The following is a 20,021-nucleotide window of genomic DNA, read 5'->3' as shown; positions in this document are numbered from 1 at the left end:
TTGGCGGTTTTATGGCAGTGTCTCTCCATTCTTTATCAGATGATGCTCCTCTATTTTCGTGATACGATTCTGTTCGTCCACAAACACGACCTTGGGAACGAGCTGTTCGATCTCGGATTCATCGTACATGCCCATACTCAAAATGATGACTAAATCTCCTGGCGAAAATAGGTGGGCAGGTGGACCGTTCAGACAGATGACTCCGCTTCGCGATACTCCGGGTAACGCGTATGTTTTCCAGCGCGTGGCATTACGCAAACTGGTTATTTGCACGATTTCATATGGCTTGATATCTGCCGCATCCATGAGAGCAACGTCAATTGTGATACTCCCCACGTAATCCAGTTCGGCCTGCGTAACTGTCGCCCTGTGAATTTTGCCTTTACACATGTGTCGTTGCAAAGCCGTTCACTCCTTTCCAAACCGATGACATTAGTCTATGTGCGATGTATTGTCCATGAAACCTCCTGCGATAGGAAATCTGATTAGGGGATATGATACGCAGCCTGCAAATCGACTCCATAGGTGCGGCATAATTGGCTTAGTTCTTTCGTCAGATTCGGATCGAATGGAATACCGTTTTCCATGTGTTCTTGCTTTTTTCGGCCTTCGATCTCGCCAGGTATGAAAATTTCGGATACTCCTTCTTTCGTAGGTACACTTTTCACCTCACGAATGTATGCATCCATATTGGTGCAAAAATCCCGTAGTGGCATAAATCGTTCAATATCCACCGTCAAGAATAGATGTCCAACGTTTTGTGGATCGTTCCAATTGTCATACAGGCTTTTTACATGTGGTCCCGTTGCTGCACCCGTTAGCAGCCCACACAAGATATCGATGAACATCGCCAATCCATAACCCTTTGCTCCTCCGATCGGCAAAAGTGAGCCTAGCAAGGCTTGTGTGGGATCAGTCGTTTCCTTCCCATTCGGATCGATGGCCCAATCCGCAGGAATCGTTTCCCCTTTTTTAACGGCTAAGGCGATTTTTCCTCTAGCAGCGACACTCGTAGCCATATCTAACAAAAAGGATGGTTCTTCCCCTGCTGGTATTCCCACCGCAATTGGATTCGTGCCGAAAAAAGGGCGAATCCCTCCTGTAGGTGCCATTGCTTCGGGGGCATTGGAAAGGACAAGAAGAATCCTTCCTTCTGCGATCGCTCGTTCTGCATAGTACGAACAGGAGCCAAAGTGGTTGGAATGACGAACACCAACTACCCCGATTCCCATCTGCCGTGACAAATTGATCGCTTCCTCCAGTGCCGCAACCCCGACTACCGCACCCAACTGGTTTTTGCCGTCCACCAGTGCTGTTGCTCCCTCCTGTTTCCATACCACTGGCTCATCTTTCAATTCGATCAAGCCTGCTTCGATTCGTTGGATGTAAATCGGCAGCCTCGCCAGCCCATGGGACTCTATGCCGCGCAAATCAGCATGGACGAGAGATTCTGCGACTAGCCTTGCATGCTCGCGTCTTGCACCTGCCTGTAAAAGCACTTCTGTTACGACTTGCTCCAAACGCTTCCAATGAAAGAGTGCAGGGTGCATCTTCTCTTTTTCCCCTCCTTCATCGCTGTTCTGTGCTTCGCCTGCTTCCTAATCTGAATATAGATATGTCACGCGCTGATTGACCGCTACAGGCATTGACCCAGTTCAGTCGACGACACCAACAGAAAAAGGAGCTCCCGATATTGGGGCTCCTTTTTTGCGATACTCCTATTCGTAACTAGCCAGTATCGTGATGATCTGGTCCTGCATCTTGGTAAACAGCTCTTCATCCTCGACATAACCATTAAACATAATCGATACGATGAGCTTCTCCCCGCCTTTGGTCGTGAGATAGCCCGACAGTGTGTTCACGCCCGTCATCGAACCTGTTTTCGCATGAAGATTATTAGCGGCAGGCGTTTCCTTCAAGCGGTTTTTCAGTGTGCCATCGATTCCCGCTATGGGTAAAGATTCATCATAAGTGGCAAATGTCGATTCCTTTGTCATTCCCTCAAGTACGGATGCGATCTGCCGAGCAGAAATAAGATTGTAGCGCGTCAATCCTGATCCATCCATCATGTCGAAGGTGGTATTCCCGCCGAGCGAAGATACGGTTTCCAGGACGACCTCTGCCCCAGCGGCTGCGCTTCCTTTCCCTTTCTTTGCAGCTCCGAGTGTCTTGAGAAGCATTTCGGCGTAGTAATTATCACTTCGCTTGTTGAGGTACTGAACGATTTCCTTCAGTGGCAGTGACTCAAATTGTGTCCATTTCACTGCTGTTGCAGGAACTGGCTGGATCAACACTTCGCTTTTCGGAGCAAACGCGATTCCTTCTTGCTCCAACGTTTCCTTCAGCACGGTCCCCACGTACTTGGCTGGCTCTTCCACGGGTACGCGCTCGTAATCCCCTTCGTGATCAAGCGGGAGGTTTCCTGACAGTCTGATTGTATTTGTGCCACGATCACGCAGGATAGCAAACGTATTTTCTTCCTCTTTTTGTACGGTCTTGGCTTCATTGATCACTTGCACATAAGCTGTTTTGGGACGCACGTTGATTTCCACTGGTTCGCCAGCATCGTTAGCGGGCTTGAATTCGATCATGACCGTTCCACGGTTCAGTGCTAGAGCCCCAATGGTCGGGTTGTAATAGTAGCTCTCGTCATCCCATGCCCAGCCGAGGCCAAGCCGTTGTTGGTCAAAGTAGCTGTCATCCATCACGAGATTCCCGTTGATACGCGTGATTCCTTGTTGCTTGAGCCACCCTGCTATTTTTTCAATCGACACACCTTCCTGCACTTGTAGCGCATTCTCTGTGTGCAAAGTAGGGTCACCGTATCCTTTCACATACAGATTGCCTTGTTGTACGCCCGTAGAGGTGATCGATGCGTCTCCATACACTTCCGTTTTGAATACGTAATCCGAACCTAGCTGGTTCAATGCTGTGGCAGTCGTCAGCAGCTTCAGATTCGATGCTGGGGTAAGCAATGCGTCCGCATCCCGTTCGTATAAAACAGGGTCACCTGATGAATCCAACGATTTGACCATGATTCCTGCCGTTATACCTGCTGCTTCTGGCGTATCAAGGACGGGATCGATCAAAGCAGAGAGTGGGTACGTCTTTTTCTCTGGAGGGCTGAATCCTTCCGGAACTGCGATATCCGGGTAGGTTGTTAACAAAATTCCGATTCGATCCTGTAGCTCCCTCGCATACTTCGATTTATAGATGCCGTTGATCAAAATCGAAAAGGCCAGCTTATGACCATTTTTTGCCGTTACATAACCCGACATGGTATTGACACCGCTTAACGAACCTGTCTTCGCAAACAAATTCTTTTCCGCACTTGTTCCTTTCATGCGGTTTTTCAAGGTGCCGTCCACTCCTGCGATTGGGAGTGATTTTTCCAGTTCCGTTCGATATTCTTGCTCCTGCAAAAAGATGAGGGTTTCGATCATCTGCTCTGGGGTGATCATATTAAATCTCGATAACCCCGAGCCATCTACCTGGCGATAGCCTGACTCAATGCCAGCGCGCTTCATCACGTCCGCCACAGCTTCACTGCCTGCCTCAAAGCTGCCCTCGCTTTTCTGGGTAACGCCCAGCGTCTTTACAAGCATCTCGGCATAGAAGTTGTCACTATCCTTATTGAGCTCCACCGTGATCTCAGCCAACGGTTTGGACAAGTGGGTATAAAGCGGTACTCCGCTTTGAAGCACTGTCTTTTTCATTTCTGTCTTTGGATGTAAGGCAATCCCTTGTTTCAGCAACTGATCCTTCCATAGATCGCCCACATAAAAAGCCGGGTCTTCCATCGTGACATCTTCATCATAAGGCGCTGCTTGTATCCCGATCGTACCGGATACGATGATTTCATTTTTTCCGCGCGGGCGCTCGACGAGCACGTTGCTCTCCTTGCCCTCTGTCGTTTTCAACTGGTTTGTGACTGTTATGTATGTGGTAGCCGGATTCATGGTCAGGACAGGGGCATCATTCACCGTTTTACCAGGGGTTGCAGTTAGCGTCGTAAAGTTTTTATTTACGGCTAATCCACTTACCTGAGCACTGTACCCATACGGTTCGTCATCCCACATCCAGCTCGTGCCCAATCTGGTCTCATCGAAATAGCTGTCATCGAGAAGCAGGTTTCCATTGATTCGTTTGATCCCCAAATCTTTGATGGCTTTTGCCATTTGCTGCAAATCCTCTGGGGTCAGGCTAGGGTCCCCATAGCCTTTTAAAATCAAATCTCCTTGCAAAATGCCACCGTTATTTACCTTTCCTGAAACAAATACCTCAGTCTTCCACTGATAATCCGGCCCCAGCTTATCCAGACCCGCTATTGTCGTAAACAGCTTCATGTTGGAAGCCGGGATAAAATTACGTTCGGCATTGTGCTTATATACGTACTTTTTGTCGGTTAGATCGTAGACCGCGACTCCAGCGTAAATCCCCTTGCTATTCTCATCGTTTTTCAAATCGGCGAGGAATTTTTCTATGCTGAGTGCAAGAGGACTAGAAGAAGTGACCTCTTCCTTGGCTAGCGCAGGCGAAGCTGCTACCTGCAACAAGAGAGCCAACACAAAAAACCACGTACCGACACGTCGAAAAGCAAACAAATGATTCATGATAACCTCCTTGTCATAGTCTGGGCGATTTCAACCAACAAATCACAGTACGCCATCATGATAGCACGTATTCTATTTATTCGGAATATTACCATTATACTAAAACTCTACAGGCATGAACGATACCCATTCCGTTCATACTACCTTCAAGACTTCTTTTGTTTGGAGGAAATGGTTTCATGTTCTATCGATTGCTGCTCAGTTTGTCCCTTCTCTTCGCTTTTTCATTCCCCGCACTTGCCCAAACTGACATCGGGCGTGTACAAGTAGATCCCTCACCGTATCCTTCTCTTGCGGAGCTTGCAAAAAGGTCAGACTTGATCGTCATCGCATCGGTAAGCGGTGCTCATCAGCTTTATCCAACGGGACGCGCCATTCCCCAAGGCAAGATCGTGAATTACACACAAAGCCTCCAAGTAAAAACAACGATAAAAGGCACGTCGTCCAGACGATTAACTGTGGTTAGCACTGGTGTAGAGCCGCTCCCCGATGCCTCCAGTCCGCTCAACCTGCAATATCCTGGACCGCTGTCGGAAGGGAATTATTTATTGTTTTTGCGAAAAGTGAGAGGATCACAGCTGTACAGTACAGCAGGTCTGTGGCAGGGCGTTTACCCGATCTATCAAGGAAAAACGATTGCCCTGTCCAATCTTGGCTTTACGGAGCTGAACCAGCTGTCACAAGACGAAGTCGTCCGAAAAATAACAGCGATTTCCCGCTAACGCTACAGCAAAAAACCGCTCTAGTAAACGAGCGGTTTTTTGACGTTGCCATCGTGTGCTGTCAGTTGCGCATCACGTAGATGAAAATCACCATAGACACAGCACAAGCGAGTACGCTGAGAATAAACCCCCAGATCACCCATTTGCTATTCGTCTTGTTTATTTGTTTGTCGTCCATGGAAACTTCTCCTCATTCAAGCATTCACCTTCTATTATAAGGTTGTTTGACAAGAAAGGGAAACCGTTAATGTGGCGAAAACTGTTAAAAACTTGCTCTCGTAAGACGACGAATCCCAAGTACACAGCCACTCGTCACGAACAATACACACATGACCACAAACGTCCCCAGCTCACCTAACGACAAACTCTCTTGACTGAGCACACCCATGCCAATCGTTAAAAGCGACAGAGGAAAAAACATCCCCAGCCCAGACACATACAAGCCCAACCCTACAAAAACAGTGCAAACACTAATTCCGACTGGTACAGCAAAGCTCTGTATCCGCGTGGAAAGCCACAGTTGGAAGGCGATGATAGCGTGCGAAGCCAGCCAGCCTCGCATGATCCATCCGAACACTTCAGGTGGAAACGAAAAATGTGCGTGTAGTCCAGCGATGAAACCCGCGGAAATATACAGCACGAGGAAGAAAAGCTGCACAACAAAAAGGAGAACGCCAACCACCACCAGCTTCGCGAGAAAAATCGTTGGAGTCGATACAGGCGCTGTCAGTATCACGTTCCAGTTACGGTTTGCATGCTCCAGTCGGCACACGAACGAGCAGCAGATCGCGATGAGAATGGGCAAGAAAAATTCTCCGTAGAACAAGCTCACCTGCGTCCACAGGCTGTACCAGCCATTTTGCAGGATCGCTTGGTTCATCCGGTAGTTGGCGAAACCGATCAGCGTACTGAATACAGGAAGGACAAGCAAAACGAGCCATATACGAGAACGACGCAGTTTTACCCATTCTGCTCCCAAACATTTGATTAGCATACAAGGTCCTCCCTATACGTCTTGCCGGGATACGTGAATGCTCCCAGCAAGGTAGAATGCGATGCCCATGAGTACGACGATGAACGGCACATGAACGCCGACTTCGCGTGTAGTAAACAGCATGGTTTCGTTCGCGTACTGATACGTAACGGGCGAAAAGTCTACATAGTACGACCAGATGAAAAGGCGTCCGACTTGTGGCGGAAACAAGCTCGCTGTCATGCCAATGAATCCCCCGATCATCCCGAGGCATAGGCTAAATGCCTGATTTTTGATGGCGAGAGAGATCCATTGTTGCAGAGCAATCACCACGAGATTCGTCAGCGTAGTCCCTGCTACAAAGCGGAGTAATATGCCAATAGAAACTGGCTCTTCTAAACCATAGCCAATGCCAAATGCAACGATCGCCAATGTCTGTAGAATGACGGCACTCCCCATCAAAACAGCCGCAGAGACGAATTTTGCCGCATAAACCGCTTTCCGGCTGACAGAGGCAGCCATCAGCAGCTTCCATGTACGCCCTTTATGCTCCATATCACAAATCCGTGAAACAATGACAGCCGAACCGATCGGCAAAAACAATCCGTTCATGGCTGTAATCGTGACCAGAATGGCGCTCCATGTTGCGGCATCCGGATTTTTTGTCATGGAGATACTGACAGCCATAAACCCCCATGCTAGTTCGATGCTCAAAAGAATGACAAGCATGAGAAACAAGCGCTTATGTCGAATTTTATAAAACTCAAGCCAAAGCGTCCTCATTACAAGCTCCCCTCCTTGCCTGTAAGGGAGAGGAAAATGCTCTCCAGGCTTTTTTTGTGCTCTTCAATGCGATAAACATCAAGGCCCGCCATAATTAGCGCCCGGTTTGTCTGCGCTACCTCCCTCTCCCCCATGCCTTCCATGACCAGGTAGCCATCTTGGAGACTTGGAGAAAACTCCATATCTTGAAGAACTTTTCTCGCTTTTTCATTGTCCTGCGTTTTCATCCAAACATGAGGCTGACTATTCCTTTGCAGTTGCGCCATACTCCCTTGGAACAGCAGTTTCCCCCCGTGAATAATGCCGATGGATGTGGCCACTTGCTCGATTTCCGAGAGCAGATGGCTGGAAAGCAAGACGGTCATTCCATACTGGTGTGGCAACGATTGAATCAATTCCCGAATTTCACCGATTCCTGCCGGGTCCAGACCGTTTGTCGGTTCATCGAGGATGACGAGCTTTGGAAAATGCAGCAAAGCCATGGCAATTCCCAAGCGCTGCTTCATCCCGAGAGAATACTGATCTACCTTTTTGTTCTGTTGTTTTTCCAGACGGACGATTTGTAAAGCCTTCTCTACATGTTTGTTGGGGACATCTCGCAACCGCTGCATAACGCGCATATTTTCCAGACCGGTAAGATGACCGTAATAGGAAGGAGCCTCGATCAAGGAACCCGTCTGACTCAAAATCTCAATTCGGTTCCTGCTAAAATCCTTCCCGAATATGGACACACTCCCTTCAGTCGGCTTGACTAATCCTAGCAGCATTTTAAGAGTCGTCGATTTTCCTGCACCATTTGGACCGAGGAAGCCATACACCTCGCCTTCTCCTACCGCAAGATTCACCCTCTGGACGGAATAGGCTCCTCCATAGCGTTTTGAAAGGTTTTCCGTTCGAATCACCGTATTCATCTTTTTCGCTCCTATCTGTTGGTCTCTCCTACGAAATCATAGAGTCCCAACCCGTCGATAAGCTGACAAGAATCTTACAACAACCTTAAATCGACTCCGAGTGGGTAGAACACACAAATCGTACGAGTATAATGAATACGGGTGATTCAATATGGAAGAGTGGAAACAGAAAAAAGTGCTCATCGTGGAAGATGAGCTTGAAATCAGAAATATGATCGATGGATTTTTGCGTAAGGAAGGATTCTCTCGTATTTTTCATGCAGGTAGTTGTAAAGAGGCGTTAGGGATATGCGCTTCGGACAAGCCAGATGTCGCGATCCTGGATGTCATGCTGCCTGATGGAGATGGATTTGGACTTTTGACTTCGATCCGTCGTTTCTCGCAAATCCCTGTCATTTTTCTGTCAGCGAGAGGCGAAGATGAAGATCGATTGCTCGGACTTGGCCTAGGCGCTGACGACTATATCGTGAAGCCATTTTTGCCGCGCGAGCTCGTTCTTCGTCTCTTGGTCATTTTACGACGCGTTTACGCTCCTCCCCAAATCGATCGTCTGCCCGTTTTCCAGCTTGGTGACAGTACAATCGATTTGGAGGCGGCAATCGTGACGAGAGATCACCACGTGTACGCTTTGACCGCCAAGGAACACGCACTCTTGCGAAAACTCTATGAAAATCGGGGACGAATCGTCACGAGCGATGCCCTGTGCCAATCCGTATGGGGAGACGATTACTACGGGTATGAAAACACGTTGATGGTTCATATGCGGCGCATTCGCGAAAAGATAGAGCCAAGTCCGTCCACCCCAGAATATTTGCTGACGGTAAGAGGACTCGGATACAAATTACTTGTAAAGGAAGAGTTGTAGATGGATGGAGCCGCACGAATTTTACGTCGTTATACAGGTGCTTCTATCCTGATCGCCGTCTTTTTGCTCATCGTCAATTACATCATTCTCGGCACATTTGTTTTCAAAGGCATGAACGAAGGATCTCCTCCCATTCACGTCACACAAGCTGTCGCAGAAGGTCTCCACAAGAACGGTTCCCACTATACGTTGGAACCAAATGCACAAGAATGGTTGCAAAAAAGCCATGCTTGGGCCATGTTGATCGCGAACGATGGGAAGGTCATCTGGGACTACGCCATACCGGACCAATTGCCCCGCACCTATTCTCTGGCAGAAGTGGCGCAGTTCTCACGAAATTACTTACAGGACTATCCTGTTTTTGTTTGGGAGCATGAGATGGGGCTGGTCGTCGTGGGCTACCCGAAGGACAGTCTCAGCAAGTACCAGTTTCATTTCCCGATCAGTTGGATAAGCGATTTGCCGTATCGATTACTGGCTTTGCTTTTCGGAAATATCCTACTCGCCGCTCTTCTCTCGCTATTCATCGGCTCTCGACTCATTCGGGCAATCCGCCCACTGATTAGCGGAATTCACGCCCTGTCAGAAGATCAGCATACACATGTCGAGGCAAAGGGAATGTTCAGCGGGATTGCTAAAAGCATTAATCATGCATCGTCGCTTCTGCAAGAGAAAAACGCTTTGCTAAAAGCCAGAGACGAAGCACGCTCGAACTGGATCGCAGGAATTTCCCATGATATACGCACGCCTTTATCGATGGTGCTCGGGTATGCGAGTGAATTGGAAGAGAGCGCCGCGGTTCCTTACGAGCAGCAGCAAAAAGCAAGCATTATTCGAAAGCAAGGGGAAAAGCTCCGGTCTTTGGTCAGCGACTTGAATCTCGTTTCCATGCTGGAATACGAAATGCAGCCCATTCACACCAAACCAATTCGGCTATCGACACTTGCGCGGCAAATTGTCACTGACTTTTTGAACAATGATTTGGCAGAGACGTTTACCATCGAGCTGGATGTCACGACTGAGCAATGCTTCGTGATGGGCGATGAAAAACTTCTTGTCCGCGCCATCACGAATCTGGTCCAAAACAGCATCGCGCATAACCCATCAGGCTGTCACATCCACGTGCAAACGACCCTGTCACCCAACCAGCGCAATGCTCTTCTGATTATCACCGACAACGGAAAAGGCATTGAGCAAAGCATGCTGCCTGACTTGGTGGAATTGCCTTATTCGTCAAAAAGAAAATCTCCCTTACACAATGGTCATGGTCTCGGTTTGCCTATGGTTGCACGTATTGCTGCCGCTCATCATGGACACCTGCTGTTAACAAGCGATACAGGAAAAGGGATGACAGCAGAACTTTGTTTCCCCCTCTGCTCCTAAAAGGAAGACATCATAGAGAAAGCACCTCCTCTGTCTCGCTAATGGAGAGTAGACTCCCAAGAGCGTGCAAAGGGGGTGCTTTTTACTGATTACTTCACGAGATCGCGCATGATATCTTCTGCTTTGATGTCAGTTGTTATCAGCTTCTCTTTTTTCATCCAATCAATCAGTGTTTGCCAAGATTCGGCCGTCTGGTATCCAAAAGGCTTTTCTCCCGCATCCATCAACGGAATGAGGATATCCAAGCTCTTGGTCTCAATGTCTTTTTCCAGCGGGAAATCCGTAGCCTGTTTGGTAAGCAACAAATCGAGTGCCTTTTCCTTATTATTTTTCACATAGTCCTGTCCCTTGCCAATCGCACGCAGGAAACCTTCCACAGCTTTCTGCTTTTTGCCCAAAGTCTCGTCACTTGTCGCCAATACGAGCTCATAGTAGTCTGGAACACCAAACTCAAAAGGCTTGAACACATTGACTGGAACGCCGTGTTTCTCCAATATCGGTTGCTCATGGTTGATATAGCCACCTACCACTGCATCGACTTTTTTGGCCGTCAACGCTGGGACGATGTCAAAGCCGATATCCGTGAAGGTCAGTCCGGAATCATCGCCACCACCATGCTTCACAACTTGACGTACGATAGATTCATCAAGTGGAAGTGATGGATAACCGATATTTTTTCCAGCCAACTTCTGCGGAGTATCGATTCCACTGTCTTGGCGCGTCATGATCACGTTTAACGGATGACGAACAAGTGCACCTACAGATACGACAGGAACTCCTTCGGCACGAGCTTGGATGAGCTGTGGTTGATAACTGATTGCCAGATCTACTTTGCCCGCAGCCGCCATCTTCAACGGATCATTGCTGTCTGAAGGCATTTGCATGGTCACCTTGAGGTTCTCGTCTTTGAAATAGCCTTGCTCCTCTGCGACATACAAGAAGGAATGTACAGCATTCGGATACCAATCGAGCGCAATCTTAAGCTCAGTTGGCTCCGCTCCTTTATCAGCAGGGGCTTGCGTCTGACCAGCATCGGTGCTCGCCTGATTGCCGCAAGCAGCAAGACCTGTTGCCAATGTGAGTGCCATAAATGCTTTCGTCCATTTGTTGAAAGGTTTCATTGTTGTTCTCCTTTGATTTTCATATGCGGGGAAAAATGACGTTCGACTCGTCCAGCCAGCCAAAACAGCAGCATGCCTAGAATCGAGAGCAACAGGACCGAAGCAAACAACGCGGGAGCCTGAAAATTGCCGGATGCCCGTCTGCCAAAGTACCCGAGTCCCTCGCTCGCTCCCAGCCATTCCCCAATCGTCGCCCCAGCCACACTGTAGGTAGCTGCCACTTTGAGACCACTGAAGAAATGGGGTAAGCTCGACGGGAGTTGCAGCTTCGTGAAAATTTGTCCGTTCGTTGCCCCCATCGTTTTTAACAGCTGGAGCATTTCCTTGTTTGTTGAGCGAAGTCCATCATACGTGTTGACGACGATCGGAAAGAAAGTAAACAGAATCGTAACAGCGATTTTTCCAGATAAATCATACCCGAACCACAAAATGAATACGGGTGATAATGCTATAAGGGGGATCGTTTGGGAGATGACGATATACGGATAGACCAAGCGCTCCACCATCCGACTGCGAATCATCGCAAATGCAAGGGAGATTCCAAAGACAATCGAGATCGATAGCCCCAGTAACACTTCCTTTAACGTCGCCCAAAGATGTATGCCTACTAAAGAGGTACGTAAATCCCACAACGATACGACCACAGCGCTAGGCGGCGGTAAAATGAATGGCGGCACTCCGAAGAAGCGACAACCAGCTTCCCACGCCAAGAGAAAAATGGCGATGGAGATGCCAAACCAAATGCCTCTCCCCATCATGCTTCTCTCCTCAACGGCTTCATTGCTGCTTGGCGATCCTGTCGAAGCAGTTCCCAAATTTGTTCACGCAATGCCAAAAATCCAGCTTGGTTGCGACTGCTCACCGTTCGTGGTCTGCTTACCGGAACGGTTAATTCGATCGGCTTAGTGATCGGACTACCTGAAAGCACAATAATACGATCTGCAAGTAAAATGGCTTCGTCGATGTCATGTGTAATCATCAGCATCGTACTGCCTGTTTCCTGCCACTTTTCCATCAGCCACTCTTGCATGTCCATTCTCGTAATTCCATCCAATGCACTAAACGGCTCATCCAATAGCATCATCTCTGCACCAGAAAACAACGCGCGCAAAAAGGAAACTCGCTGACGCATTCCACCAGAAAGCTGAGCTGGATAGCTGTCAGCCCAATCCTGAAGCCCGTACCTAGGCAATTGCTGTCTGACACGCTCATGCGCTTCTTTTTTCGTCATACCTTTGATTTCGAGCGGCAAAGCTGCATTTTCGACAATCGTACGCCATGGCATGAGCAAATCGCGTTGGGGCATATAGCCGACCTGCCCCAAACGATTTGCTACCGGTACACTGCCGAGCCTGATTTCGCCTTGTCCCGGCTCAAGAAGACCTGCGATGAGTTGAAACAAGGTGCTTTTCCCGATCCCGCTCGGACCGATCAAGCTGACAAACTCCCCTTTTTCCACACGCAGATCAAAATGATCAAGAATCTGCTTGTCGCCATACGAAAAGCTGACGTCGGCGAAAGCTAGTTGTTCTCCCACGGCCACATTTCCTCTCTGTAGGACATGTCCCAGAACATGTACTCCATTTTGGAGGTATTCACAAAATACTCTTCCAGTTTGGCCAGCTCTTGCTCGCTCTTTCCTTCCGCCAATTGGTTCATGATATCAATCAGCCAGATCGCCAGCTGCCCAAACTCATCGGAGCTGTACATGCGTACCCATTCACCGTACAGTTCGTGATCCAGCGCCCCTTCTACTTGAGCCAAGCGCTTGCCGATCTCCCAATAACTCCATGTGCATGGGAGTAGGGCACTCACCAATTCCGCCAACGACCCTTGATGAGCGACACGCAGCATGTAACTGGTGTACCCAAGCATCACAAACGAAGGCTCTGTCGCTTCCAGCTCCGCGCGAGAGATACCAAAGCGCTCGGCATACTGACGATGCAGCTCCATCTCGGTATTCAGCGTCGATTCTTGCAAAGCAGCGAAGCGAGAGCTTGTTTCCAGATCGTACGCCTTCACACTCGCAATCGCGAACATTTTCGCGTAATCAATCAGATAGATGTAGTCTTGTTTCATATAATATTTGAATGCACCAACGGGCAGGCTGCCATCGCCAAGTCCGGTGACGAATGGATGTTGATGAACACGCTCCCAGATCGGGGCTACACTTTTTCTCAAACGCTCAGTAAAGGTTGTCATGCGATATTCACTCCTTCGCTTCCTTTGGGGTATTGCACCAGGTGGCCATAAATCGGGCCATGATTTGGGCAAAATGAACGAGCTGGTCAGGATCAATCGATTCATCAACGGCATGTGCATGCGTTAACTCACCGGGTCCGAATAGTACAGCCGGAATGCCTCCATGCGCAAACCAGCCTGCATCGGTCACCGTAGGCGACATATTAACGATAGGCGCTTGATGCATGTGACTTTCATATGCGGATTGCAGCGTTGCCAACCCCGGATGTTTCGTATCCAACTCCAGTGAAGGGAAGATTTCACCGCGTTCCTCAATCATCGAACGTCCACCCCAGCGGAATGTTGGAGGATTGTCTCTCAGCCAAAGATCAGCTGCTGCTGCACGCCCAACGTGGTCCTCGATCTCTCGAATAATCTCTTCGTGGGATTCGTTCGGATAAAAATGAACGGTAATCCATAGAGCGCAACGGTCTGCGATGAACGCAGCGTGACGACCTCCCTCGATGACTGCGGGATTGATCGTATTGCTGCCTGCCGGAAAGCCGGGGTAGGACTTCATGACAGCCCAGTCCCGCTCCAGCTCCTGTAGTGCGGTGATCACCTTCATCATTTTTTCTATGGCAGAAGCCCCCCGGACGCGTCCGCCTGCATGAATCGTCTGTGCGCGCATTCCGTCATGCAGCGTCGTCGGACTCTCAATCGTGATCCAGCCTGTAATGACCCCACCCTGCCCTTGCATTTGGAGATTGCTCGTATCCACTACAACGGCGTAGTCAGCCTGATAGCCACGCTCAATAGCGACCAATGTCCCCGCTTCACCTGCTTCTTCTCCGATGACGGATTGAAAGAGCAGATCACCTTGGAGCTCGATTCCGTGTTCGTGTAGCATTTGGATCGCAAACAAGCTCGCTGCGAGTCCGCCTTTCATATCCGCAACTCCACGGCCGTACAGGCGTCCATCCTTGCCATGTGTCAGAGCAAAAGGTGGATAGGTCCACCCCGTGTCATCTCCGACTTCAGCCACATCGATATGCCCGTTGACAATCAAGCTGTTTGCCTGTGAAGAGGCACTCCCTGATAACCGACCGACGATATTGTCGTCTCCTGGATATACCGCCCAGCGATCGACCTCGAATCCCATCGCTTGCAGTCTGTTGGCGATTACTCCTTGTGCGGCATCGCTGTTTCGCGCGGGAGGACTTACAGTCGGATGAGAAACGAGCTCTGCCAATAATGCGAACAGCTCTTCTTTGCGGCTGGCAATCGATTCTACCGCTTCTGTCAGTCGATCCACGCTACTCAATCATCCCTTCAATCGGGCTGCTTGCGGACGCGTAACGCTTTTTCGCGATACGGCCTGCCAGGAAGCCTTTGCGACCTGCTTCTACTCCGAGCCTCATCGCTTCTGCCATCAGGACAGGATTGTCAGCGAGGGCGACTGCTGTATTCAACAAGACACCGTCAGCACCCAGCTCCATCGCTTTCGCGCAGTCGGCTGGCGAGCCAATTCCTGCATCCACAATTATCGGGACTTTGGCATCCTCGATAATAAAGCGGAGGTTGTTTTCGTTGACAATCCCTTGTCCGGAACCAATTGGTGACGCACCTGGCATAACCGCATGTACGCCAACCTCTTGCAGACGTCTAGCAAGAATCGGGTCGTCATTGGTGTAGGTCAGTACGATAAAGCCTTCTTCCACCAAGATTTTCGAAGCCTCGAGCGTGCCAATCGGGTCAGGGAGAAGTGTTTTCGGGTCTCCAATGACTTCGACCTTGATCATGTCACACAGGCCAGATGCTTTAGCCAAACGGGCAATGCGCACTGCTTCTTCTGCTGTATAGGCACCTGCTGTATTTGGGAGCAGGGTGAATTTTTTCAAATCGAGTTGTTCCAAAAAGTTCGGTTCTTGCGGATTTTCCAAATTCAAGCGACGAATCGCAAATGTCAAAATTTCTGCTTCCGACACCTCTACTGCTTTCCCTTGTGTATCCAAGTCAGCGAATTTACCTGTCCCGAGAAGCAAACGGGAACGAAACTCGTAAGGTCCAATTTTCAATGTATCCATCATCATGATCATCCTCCTCCGACAAAATGAACGATTTCTATGCGATCTCCGTCTGCAATCGGTGTTTGTTCGTACGCTGAGCGGTCAATAATTTCACCATTTCGCTCTACGACGACAATCTTCTCTTGCAGGGAATAAGAAGCGAGCAAGGCCCGCACTGTCGTGATCTCTTCCGCCAACTCTACTTTTTTCCCATTCAGCTGAACAATCATTGATTACCTCCTTCTACTGGAAAAAAAAACGGCTTCTCCCGCCTGCCTGAGTCGATTCAGACAAACAGAAGAAGCCGTATACCCATCCCATCTCACGGGACGAATGGCATAAAAAAACCATCCGCCTCGGATGGTTGAGTGAGATCTTATCATGCATGCACGCAAACAAGCATAGTTCCGCTCGGATGCGACACGTGATACTGATTCCAAATACCTCTTCCTCCGCTGGCATGACCCAGGTCAGGTTCAACGGTCAGTAACACACTCGTTACAATCTCAGCCAACGTTGCTTGGCTCCCGTTTGGTAGTAAAGCTATGCAATTGTCGTACATTCGAGTACTACAGTACCACTCTATTTCGTGTTTGTAAAGGCTTCCTTGTGCATCTTTTCCAGCTCAAAAAGACAACGCTCTGCCCAAGCTGCCATTTTCGCAAGCTTTTCCATTTCTCTCTCCATCGCCTGACGCACAGATTCCTTATAGTCTGGAATCGCGCCATTATAGCGAATGACCCCTTGGACAGGCGTCATGAATTTTTCCATGTAAGAGAGTGCTGGACGCTGGTGAAACAGCGGCACCTCTACTTCGTAGGAAGAATGCAAATCGCCTTGGGTGGGGTATTTGGTAACTGCCAACACTTTTACCAGCAGCTTCGAATCGTGGATTTCCAATACTTCTGTAATATATTCACCCGTTCGCTGTGTAACGCGAACGATATCTCCCGGATTCCAGTTCATCGCGGATTCCTCCTTTTATTGAATCGAGTTCATCTACATAAGTAAGGCTTCCAGCAGTTTGCGAGCATGCAGCAATACTTCTTCCGCATCCACTACTGACTGACCGCCACCCTGTGCCATGGCAGGATTTCCCCCACCTTTTCCGTTTATGACCGGCAAGGTTTCTTTCAACACTTGATTGATGGCTACGTTGACTTCTTGCCCACGAGCAAACACGACTTGCATTTTGTCTTCGGTAGTAGCAGCCAAAAGGCAAATCGCATCTGGCGCCACAGCAGTAGCCAGCTGTGCGAACTGCTGAAGCTGTTGAATGGTTTTGTCTGTAAAGGTACGCATAATGAGGCGAGAATGACCGAGTTGGCTAGCAGCAGATAGTTGTTGATCGACTTCCACTTCTACGAGCTGCTTATCCACTTCTGCCAATTTTGCCTTCAAGGCGTCGCGTTCTGCAAGGAGGCGTTCCGTCTGTGCGATCAGTTCCCCTTCATTGGTGGCGAGCAGCTTCGCCGTATCACGAACGACAGCCTGCTTTTGGTTGTAGTCCCGCAAAGCTCGCCAGCCACAGATGAATTCCAGACGAATGTTTCCGCGGTGTCGCTCCCAGCCCAAGATCTTGATCATCCCGACTTCGCCCGTACGCGCTGGATGTGTGCCTCCGCATGGGTTGTAATCAAAATCAGGTATCATCACGACGCGAATATTTTCAGTAACGGTCGGCTTTTTTTTCAAGGGCAGCGTTGCCAACTCCTCGTCATCAACGAACCGCGCAATGATGGGATGGTTTTCCAGTACAATCTGATTCGCTCGCTTTTCTACCTCCTCCCATACATCTGTTGTCAACTCATCCAGTCGTACATCAATGGTGACACGTTCTTTGCCCAAGTGAAAGGCAACGGTCTCCGCTTGCACGACTTCCAGGAAGGACGCAGATAAAATGTGTTGACCAGCATGCTGCTGCATATGATCGAAGCGGCGGTCCCAATCGATGTGACCCGTTACTTCCACTATGCTTTCGGACAAGGGAGCTTCCAGTCGGTGACGAATTTCGCCATCTAGCTCTTCCACATCTACCACACGAATCTCTTCCAATACGCCCAGATCGGAAGGCTGTCCGCCTCCAGTAGGGTAAAATGCCGTTTGATTCAGTACCACGTAAGGTGTCCCATCTTGCTCAACACCAGTTCTCGTCACCTGGGCCGAAAACGTTCTTGTATAGGCATCCTGATAATAGAGTCTGTCGTTCATCGTTACTCCTCACTGCATGGAACCATGGTTCCAGCCTGATTCTCCCACTAGGGGGCAAAACGAGAAATGTATGTATCAAGCTTAGCCAAACAAGTGATCCATTTGTTTCTCGCGCTCTTGGCGCTCCTCTGGGCTTGCCAGGTCATACTTTTTCAATAAATGAAACAGCTCGTTTAGACGCTCTTGGCTGAGTTCGCCATTCAATTGATTTTTGAATTGACTCACACGCAACTCCGACAGATGTGGAGCTTGTTCTGCCAGTTTTTTTAGTACGTCCTCATGGCTGTGATCCAATTTGCATTCTCCCATGATTTCTCCCCTTTTCCTTACTGTCATCTTCATCATACCACGAATTTTCATCCAAAAAAAAGGCGTACAACCCACGATGGAATGTACGCCAGATGACTATGCACGCTTACGGACGCGAAAGTTCTCCTCGATCAACAGCCAATTTTGCGGAAATGGCAAACCGAGTTTCCAGTAGCTGACGCCTCTCAAGCCAAGCTGTTTAACCAGATTGAACTTAGCTTGGATCGACCGCGCATCCTCAAACCACACCTGATGTTGCTTGCCTTGATCATCGGTGTACGTAAAAAACGGAGCCTGCGCGCGATAGTCATACCGGATCACTGCATTATGCTGTGCAGCCAAAGCAATTGCCGCTTGTGGACTCAGAGCTTTCGCTGTCGTCCCTCGCTCGTATGGTAAGGTCCAGTCGTATCCGTACAGATTTTGGCCCATCAAAATTTTCTCGGCTGGTATTTCTGTAATGGCGTACTGCAAGACACGCCGCACCGGTCCGATCGGAGAAACCGCCATGGGAGGGCCACCACTATAGCCCCATTCATACGTCATGATCACGACAAAATCGGCAAGCGCTCCTATCGCCTTGTAATCATGGGCGGAATACCATTTGCCTGCTTGCTCGGCACTCGTCTTCGGTGCGAGTGCAACAGACATCATCAACCCAGCTGCATGTATACGGTCTCTTGCTTTTCGCAAGAAGTTTGCGTACGCTTCTGCCCCTGTTGTGGGCAATGCTTCCAGATCAAAATGGATATCCCCCATTCCCAGCTCACGGGCGGTCGCGAGAATATTATCCAACAATTTGTTCTGGAGCTCTTGATCGTTCAGGATGAGTGCGCCCAATTCCGTACTGAACTGACCTTTTTCCAAATTCGTCAGGACCATCATAAGTAGGACTTGGTTTTCTTTTGCGATCGCCGGAAAATGGTTCAGCGTTGGTCGTTGGAGGGTTCCATCCCGTTTGATGCGAAAGCTGAACGGTGCCAAATACGTAAGATGAGGGGCAGCCGTTCGAACATCCGCTTCCATCGCTGGTGGGACAGTGCGGCGCGGTTCCACATACGCATTGAAATCAGCCGCTCGTCTAGGGCGAGGCGGGATGTAAAGCTTTTGCCCGATTTGTAGCGGTTTATAGGGAGAAATCCCATTGACGCGAGCAAGCTCTGCTGCGCTGATCTGATTTCGCTGACCGATGGTATACAACGTATCTCCTTGTTTGACCCAATAGTAGCTTCCTACAATCGGGATCACCATCGCCTGTCCGGTTGCCAGCTTATTGGGATCTGGCAATTCATTAGCCTTATTGATCGCTTCCGGCGTCGTGCCGTACGTCTCAGCGATGCTCGCTAAGGTTTGTCCTTCTTCCACCACGTGGATTTGCATACGCCTCCTCCTTCGCATTTCTTCTCTCTTTGTCATATTCATGGCGAAGGAAATAGGTGTATGTCTAGGCCAGAGGTTTCAGTACATCGTATAAAAATCCAACGGACTGGATCGCATAATGGCGTTCCAACAATTCATTTCTGTGAAAAATGAGCAAGGCGGGTACGCTGGTCACTTGCCATTGTTCTGCCAATGCAGGCGCCGTATTAATGTTGATCTGATACAGAGGAACGGTAGGCAATGTTTCTTGCATGATGCCGAGCATACGTGCTGCGAGCTTGCAGGTCCCGCACATCGGTGTATAGACAAAAAGAGCGACCGACTCCTTTTCTTGCAGGTATTGGATCAGTTGTGTTGAGGTTAGTTCTTGCAAGTCGTATCTCTCCTTTCTACACATTGGACATGATGCAGGATCTAAACAACCTTTTTCTGTAAACAAAAAACGACAGCAACCAACCATAAGGTAGCACTGTCCATTTGGTACCCTTATACAATTATGG

Annotated in this window: 21 protein-coding genes and 1 riboswitch; of the genes, 3 read left to right on the top strand and 18 right to left on the bottom strand. The window is 49.1% G+C overall.

Annotated features, from left to right (window positions below):
* Positions 1–9 precede the first annotated feature (9 nt).
* The 3 genes from panD to dacB all read right to left on the bottom strand — a co-directional run bounded on the left by panD (position 10) and on the right by dacB (position 4,613).
* Positions 10–402: an aspartate 1-decarboxylase gene (gene panD, locus ACM6JA_RS02085; RefSeq protein WP_414850959.1), complete on the bottom strand. Its 393-nt coding sequence runs from the start codon at positions 400–402 to the stop codon at positions 10–12.
* A gap of 83 nt (positions 403–485) precedes the next feature.
* Positions 486–1,550, bottom strand: coding sequence for an Ldh family oxidoreductase (locus tag ACM6JA_RS02080; RefSeq protein ID WP_414850958.1), 1,065 nt, complete (start codon positions 1,548–1,550; stop codon positions 486–488).
* 168 nt (positions 1,551–1,718) lie between these two features.
* The gene (dacB, locus tag ACM6JA_RS02075; RefSeq protein WP_414850957.1) at positions 1,719–4,613 is read right to left on the bottom strand and encodes a D-alanyl-D-alanine carboxypeptidase/D-alanyl-D-alanine-endopeptidase; all 2,895 of its coding nucleotides are present in this window, start codon (positions 4,611–4,613) and stop codon (positions 1,719–1,721) included.
* A gap of 179 nt (positions 4,614–4,792) precedes the next feature.
* Here dacB and ACM6JA_RS02070 point away from each other — a divergent pair, with 179 nt between their 5' ends.
* A complete protein-coding gene (locus tag ACM6JA_RS02070; protein WP_414850956.1) occupies positions 4,793–5,335 on the top strand; it encodes a hypothetical protein in 543 nt (180 codons plus the stop codon).
* A 262-nt stretch (positions 5,336–5,597) separates the two neighbouring features.
* On the opposite strand, the gene ACM6JA_RS02065 is transcribed toward ACM6JA_RS02070, so the two are convergent.
* Genes ACM6JA_RS02065 through ACM6JA_RS02055 form a run of 3 tightly spaced genes read right to left on the bottom strand, consistent with a single transcriptional unit; the run spans position 5,598 to position 8,002 of the window.
* Positions 5,598–6,329, bottom strand: a complete 732-nt coding sequence (locus ACM6JA_RS02065) for an ABC transporter permease (RefSeq protein WP_414850955.1) — start codon at positions 6,327–6,329, stop codon at positions 5,598–5,600.
* 12 nt (positions 6,330–6,341) lie between these two features.
* Complete coding sequence (locus ACM6JA_RS02060; RefSeq protein ID WP_414850954.1) at positions 6,342–7,091, bottom strand: ABC transporter permease; 750 nt, start codon at positions 7,089–7,091, stop codon at positions 6,342–6,344.
* Positions 7,091–8,002 carry an ABC transporter ATP-binding protein gene (locus ACM6JA_RS02055; RefSeq protein WP_414850953.1) on the bottom strand — a complete coding sequence of 304 codons (912 nt, stop codon included), beginning with the start codon at positions 8,000–8,002 and terminating at the stop codon, positions 7,091–7,093. Before ACM6JA_RS02055 ends, ACM6JA_RS02060 begins: the two co-directional genes overlap by 1 nt.
* Before the next feature lie 151 nt (positions 8,003–8,153).
* Between ACM6JA_RS02055 and ACM6JA_RS02050 the strand changes: the two genes are divergently transcribed.
* Both ACM6JA_RS02050 and ACM6JA_RS02045 read left to right on the top strand, forming a co-directional pair.
* Positions 8,154–8,867 carry a response regulator transcription factor gene (locus ACM6JA_RS02050; protein ID WP_414850952.1) on the top strand — a complete coding sequence of 238 codons (714 nt, stop codon included), beginning with the start codon at positions 8,154–8,156 and terminating at the stop codon, positions 8,865–8,867.
* A complete protein-coding gene (locus ACM6JA_RS02045; RefSeq protein WP_414850951.1) occupies positions 8,868–10,250 on the top strand; it encodes a sensor histidine kinase in 1,383 nt (460 codons plus the stop codon).
* A gap of 89 nt (positions 10,251–10,339) precedes the next feature.
* Here the strand turns inward: ACM6JA_RS02045 and ACM6JA_RS02040 are convergent, their stop codons facing one another.
* The 12 genes from ACM6JA_RS02040 to ACM6JA_RS01985 form a co-directional block, all read right to left on the bottom strand.
* Complete coding sequence (locus ACM6JA_RS02040; protein ID WP_414850950.1) at positions 10,340–11,371, bottom strand: ABC transporter substrate-binding protein; 1,032 nt, start codon at positions 11,369–11,371, stop codon at positions 10,340–10,342.
* Positions 11,368–12,126: an ABC transporter permease gene (locus tag ACM6JA_RS02035; RefSeq protein ID WP_414850949.1), complete on the bottom strand. Its 759-nt coding sequence runs from the start codon at positions 12,124–12,126 to the stop codon at positions 11,368–11,370. The genes ACM6JA_RS02040 and ACM6JA_RS02035 overlap by 4 nt, the downstream gene beginning before the upstream one ends.
* Positions 12,126–12,908 (bottom strand): ABC transporter ATP-binding protein, encoded by a 783-nt coding sequence (locus ACM6JA_RS02030; RefSeq protein WP_414850948.1) that lies wholly within the window; start codon positions 12,906–12,908, stop codon positions 12,126–12,128. Before ACM6JA_RS02030 ends, ACM6JA_RS02035 begins: the two co-directional genes overlap by 1 nt.
* Positions 12,893–13,573, bottom strand: a complete 681-nt coding sequence (gene tenA / locus ACM6JA_RS02025; RefSeq protein ID WP_007729343.1) for a thiaminase II — start codon at positions 13,571–13,573, stop codon at positions 12,893–12,895. The genes ACM6JA_RS02030 and tenA overlap by 16 nt, the downstream gene beginning before the upstream one ends.
* 7 nt (positions 13,574–13,580) lie before the next feature.
* Positions 13,581–14,876, bottom strand: coding sequence for an acetylornithine deacetylase (locus tag ACM6JA_RS02020; RefSeq protein ID WP_414850947.1), 1,296 nt, complete (start codon positions 14,874–14,876; stop codon positions 13,581–13,583).
* Positions 14,869–15,642 (bottom strand): thiazole synthase, encoded by a 774-nt coding sequence (locus ACM6JA_RS02015; protein WP_414851038.1) that lies wholly within the window; start codon positions 15,640–15,642, stop codon positions 14,869–14,871. Before ACM6JA_RS02015 ends, ACM6JA_RS02020 begins: the two co-directional genes overlap by 8 nt.
* Positions 15,643–15,647: 5 nt before the next feature.
* A complete protein-coding gene (thiS, locus tag ACM6JA_RS02010) occupies positions 15,648–15,851 on the bottom strand; it encodes a sulfur carrier protein ThiS (RefSeq protein WP_007729348.1) in 204 nt (67 codons plus the stop codon).
* 200 nt (positions 15,852–16,051) lie between these two features.
* Positions 16,052–16,162, bottom strand: a riboswitch (TPP riboswitch).
* 41 nt (positions 16,163–16,203) lie between these two features.
* Positions 16,204–16,587, bottom strand: coding sequence for a kinase-associated lipoprotein B (locus tag ACM6JA_RS02005; protein ID WP_414850946.1), 384 nt, complete (start codon positions 16,585–16,587; stop codon positions 16,204–16,206).
* A gap of 33 nt (positions 16,588–16,620) precedes the next feature.
* Positions 16,621–17,832 carry an alanyl-tRNA editing protein gene (locus ACM6JA_RS02000; RefSeq protein ID WP_414850945.1) on the bottom strand — a complete coding sequence of 404 codons (1,212 nt, stop codon included), beginning with the start codon at positions 17,830–17,832 and terminating at the stop codon, positions 16,621–16,623.
* Between the two features lie 81 nt (positions 17,833–17,913).
* Positions 17,914–18,141 (bottom strand): hypothetical protein, encoded by a 228-nt coding sequence (locus tag ACM6JA_RS01995; protein WP_041749457.1) that lies wholly within the window; start codon positions 18,139–18,141, stop codon positions 17,914–17,916.
* Positions 18,142–18,237: 96 nt separating this feature from the next.
* Positions 18,238–19,521: a LysM peptidoglycan-binding domain-containing protein gene (locus ACM6JA_RS01990; RefSeq protein WP_414850944.1), complete on the bottom strand. Its 1,284-nt coding sequence runs from the start codon at positions 19,519–19,521 to the stop codon at positions 18,238–18,240.
* Positions 19,522–19,585: 64 nt separating this feature from the next.
* A complete protein-coding gene (locus ACM6JA_RS01985; protein WP_414850943.1) occupies positions 19,586–19,894 on the bottom strand; it encodes a thioredoxin family protein in 309 nt (102 codons plus the stop codon).
* Between the last annotated feature and the right edge of the window lie 127 nt (positions 19,895–20,021).

The organism is Brevibacillus sp. IT-7CA2, from assembly GCF_949767855.1.
In the GTDB taxonomy this organism is placed as follows: domain Bacteria; phylum Bacillota; class Bacilli; order Brevibacillales; family Brevibacillaceae; genus Brevibacillus.
This window is presented reverse-complemented; position numbering and strand designations above follow the sequence as displayed.

What these genes read in the sequence shown, in the direction of transcription:
- ACM6JA_RS02005 (WP_414850946.1), bottom strand. Translation starts at nt 16,587, where the DNA reads ATGAACTGGAATCCGGGAGATATCGTTCGCGTTACACAGCGAACGGGT.
- ACM6JA_RS02015 (WP_414851038.1), bottom strand. Translation starts at nt 15,642, where the DNA reads ATGATGGATACATTGAAAATTGGACCTTACGAGTTTCGTTCCCGTTTG.
- ACM6JA_RS02060 (WP_414850954.1), bottom strand. Translation starts at nt 7,091, where the DNA reads ATGAGGACGCTTTGGCTTGAGTTTTATAAAATTCGACATAAGCGCTTG.
- ACM6JA_RS02055 (WP_414850953.1), bottom strand. Translation starts at nt 8,002, where the DNA reads ATGAATACGGTGATTCGAACGGAAAACCTTTCAAAACGCTATGGAGGA.
- ACM6JA_RS02040 (WP_414850950.1), bottom strand. Translation starts at nt 11,371, where the DNA reads ATGAAACCTTTCAACAAATGGACGAAAGCATTTATGGCACTCACATTG.
- ACM6JA_RS02080 (WP_414850958.1), bottom strand. Translation starts at nt 1,550, where the DNA reads ATGCACCCTGCACTCTTTCATTGGAAGCGTTTGGAGCAAGTCGTAACA.
- tenA (WP_007729343.1), bottom strand. Translation starts at nt 13,573, where the DNA reads ATGACAACCTTTACTGAGCGTTTGAGAAAAAGTGTAGCCCCGATCTGG.
- ACM6JA_RS02035 (WP_414850949.1), bottom strand. Translation starts at nt 12,126, where the DNA reads ATGGGGAGAGGCATTTGGTTTGGCATCTCCATCGCCATTTTTCTCTTG.
- thiS (WP_007729348.1), bottom strand. Translation starts at nt 15,851, where the DNA reads ATGATTGTTCAGCTGAATGGGAAAAAAGTAGAGTTGGCGGAAGAGATC.
- dacB (WP_414850957.1), bottom strand. Translation starts at nt 4,613, where the DNA reads ATGAATCATTTGTTTGCTTTTCGACGTGTCGGTACGTGGTTTTTTGTG.
- ACM6JA_RS02000 (WP_414850945.1), bottom strand. Translation starts at nt 17,832, where the DNA reads ATGAACGACAGACTCTATTATCAGGATGCCTATACAAGAACGTTTTCG.
- ACM6JA_RS01995 (WP_041749457.1), bottom strand. Translation starts at nt 18,141, where the DNA reads ATGGGAGAATGCAAATTGGATCACAGCCATGAGGACGTACTAAAAAAA.
- ACM6JA_RS02065 (WP_414850955.1), bottom strand. Translation starts at nt 6,329, where the DNA reads ATGCTAATCAAATGTTTGGGAGCAGAATGGGTAAAACTGCGTCGTTCT.
- ACM6JA_RS02045 (WP_414850951.1), top strand. Translation starts at nt 8,868, where the DNA reads ATGGATGGAGCCGCACGAATTTTACGTCGTTATACAGGTGCTTCTATC.
- ACM6JA_RS02050 (WP_414850952.1), top strand. Translation starts at nt 8,154, where the DNA reads ATGGAAGAGTGGAAACAGAAAAAAGTGCTCATCGTGGAAGATGAGCTT.
- ACM6JA_RS02070 (WP_414850956.1), top strand. Translation starts at nt 4,793, where the DNA reads ATGTTCTATCGATTGCTGCTCAGTTTGTCCCTTCTCTTCGCTTTTTCA.
- ACM6JA_RS01990 (WP_414850944.1), bottom strand. Translation starts at nt 19,521, where the DNA reads ATGCAAATCCACGTGGTGGAAGAAGGACAAACCTTAGCGAGCATCGCT.